5 protein-coding genes are annotated in these 1,846 nt (G+C 37.9%); 3 read left to right on the top strand and 2 right to left on the bottom strand.

Translation table 11 applies throughout. The features are described 5' to 3' along the window. From VE944_RS29440 to VE944_RS29430, 3 genes are all read left to right on the top strand, one after another. Positions 1-279 (top strand): hypothetical protein (locus tag VE944_RS29440; protein WP_324985857.1); only part of this gene is annotated, 279 nt, incomplete at its 5' end. Between the two features lie 74 nt (positions 280-353). Beyond that, positions 354-629: a hypothetical protein gene (locus VE944_RS34325; RefSeq protein ID WP_422656574.1), complete on the top strand. Its 276-nt coding sequence runs from the start codon at positions 354-356 to the stop codon at positions 627-629. 18 nt (positions 630-647) lie between these two features. After that, the gene (locus tag VE944_RS29430) at positions 648-1,118 is read left to right on the top strand and encodes a hydrogenase maturation protease (protein WP_324985854.1); all 471 of its coding nucleotides are present in this window, start codon (positions 648-650) and stop codon (positions 1,116-1,118) included. Positions 1,119-1,143: 25 nt separating this feature from the next. On the opposite strand, the gene VE944_RS29425 is transcribed toward VE944_RS29430, so the two are convergent. Together VE944_RS29425 and VE944_RS29420 are read right to left on the bottom strand one after the other, a co-directional pair. Continuing rightward, complete coding sequence (locus tag VE944_RS29425; RefSeq protein WP_324985851.1) at positions 1,144-1,518, bottom strand: hypothetical protein; 375 nt, start codon at positions 1,516-1,518, stop codon at positions 1,144-1,146. A gap of 18 nt (positions 1,519-1,536) precedes the next feature. After that, a partial coding sequence (locus VE944_RS29420) for a nitroreductase family protein (RefSeq protein ID WP_475483635.1) occupies positions 1,537-1,846 on the bottom strand: 310 nt, incomplete at its 5' end.

The raw sequence follows: 1,846 nt of genomic DNA, 5'->3' as shown, positions 1-1,846 counted from the left end.
CCAGAAGACTATGTTCCTAAACTTGTCGAGCAGTTCATGAAAGTTAAACCAGACCCAATTAAAGCTGGTTTGGTAGCTGCGATCGCTGGCAAGGAAGCTGATAAACACGCTTTATCCGGTTTAGCGATCGCTGCTGATTTTATATCTCTTTATGTCAAGTACTTAATTCCTAAAGAAGGAAGTACTAAAGAGCAGGCTGAAGAGATATTAACTAAAGTGTCACAAGATCAGTGTGAGAAACTGACTGAAGTTGCTAAGAAACATGGTGTAGAGTTATAGTTTCCTGCTGATAAATTATTTTTCAGAGGCTTTGTCTGTATTATTAGCCAAAGCCTCTATTTTAGTCACTACTAGTGCCTGTATCACAAACTTTAATTAACGCGATCAATATCTATGGTTTCAGATTGGCTGGCAAAAAAATCGCCGAATTAAAGGTATTACTGTACATATTCGGATTAAAAATCAAAAAATTTGGATTGAAGAAGACTGGACTGAAGAAGGTATTGCCACCGAATACCGAATTATTAAACGCAGGGCTTCCCCAAAGTGATATTGTGTTAGCTTTTCATGCTCCAAGCGATGCCTACGGCGGTAAACTACGGGCTTTGACTGAATTTGCACCTGCTTAAACAATTAAATCTCATCCCATGCTAACTATTATCGGTTGCGGTAATCTAAATCGCAGTGATGACGCAGTAGGCGTAATCATTGCCCAACGTTTACAAAAATATCTAGCTGAAAATCCTCATCCTAAAGTACAAGTATATGACTGTGGCACCGCAGGGATGGAAGTAATGTTTCAAGCTAGAGGTAGTAAAGAATTAATAATTATTGATGCAAGTTCAACAGGTTCTGAACCGGGTGCTGTATTTAAAGTTCCAGGAAAAGAACTGGAAGAAATGCCCGAACCTAGTTATAACTTGCACGATTTTCGTTGGGATAATGCTTTAGCCGCCGGACGGAAAATCTTTCAAAATGACTTTCCTGAAGATATAACAGTTTATTTAATTGAAGCGGCAAATCTTGATTTGGGACTGGAGTTAAGTCCTGCTATCAAACATTCTGCTGATTTAGTTTTTGAAGAGGTAGCTGCACTCATCAGCCAAAATAATGAGTAGAAATTTTAAACTCCTAACTCTTCTCTTATGCCCAATCCCGATAAACAGACAGTTCATCTACCCTCATTTCAAAAGGTACGCCTTGACTCTCTGGCGGACAAACACGGATTTTAGCACTGCTGACAATTCCATATAATAATGTCCCCATTGGCACGATTTTTTGCAAAATACGCCAATTAGTAACTTGATCGGGACATTCAATAACCAATGTCAGAGCATTGGCATGGGTTGTGACATACCACCGACAATTAGATAGAAGATTTTGAATCGTGCGATCGCAAGCGTCATAAAAGTATCTACTAATAGAATACTCTAGTTGCTGACGCAGTATAATATCTGCCGATGTCGGTTGTATTGGATGTGAGTCATCACCATTGAAGTAATACATCTTTCTAACCATTTTTCTTTAGCTTCCTGCTTATATTCCAATCACCATTCCATAAAGTACATCTTTATTTGTTTCTAATAATTCTTGGGTTTCGTCATCATAATAAGCACCAATACCACTACATTGAATCCCCAAATAATTACTAGTTAAATAAAGCCTCTGTCCAAGAAAACCAGCTATTTGCATAGCAGTTTGATAGTTTAAATAATCTGACACAAAAAATAAAGTTACAGCGCCATCTCTAGCAATAGCCTGATTAATACATAAGTAACCTGTCTTTTCACTAAAGTTACCCGCTTTAATCAGATACGTACCTTTATATAACCCAGGTGTCATTCCT

The organism is Nostoc sp., assembly GCF_035638895.1.
Classification (GTDB): domain Bacteria; phylum Cyanobacteriota; class Cyanobacteriia; order Cyanobacteriales; family Nostocaceae; genus Nostoc.
The sequence above is the reverse complement of the archived record's forward strand: the minus strand, read 5'-3'. Positions and strand labels throughout refer to the sequence as shown.

What these genes read in the sequence shown, in the direction of transcription:
- VE944_RS29430 (WP_324985854.1), top strand. Translation starts at nt 648, where the DNA reads ATGCTAACTATTATCGGTTGCGGTAATCTAAATCGCAGTGATGACGCA.
- VE944_RS29425 (WP_324985851.1), bottom strand. Translation starts at nt 1,518, where the DNA reads ATGGTTAGAAAGATGTATTACTTCAATGGTGATGACTCACATCCAATA.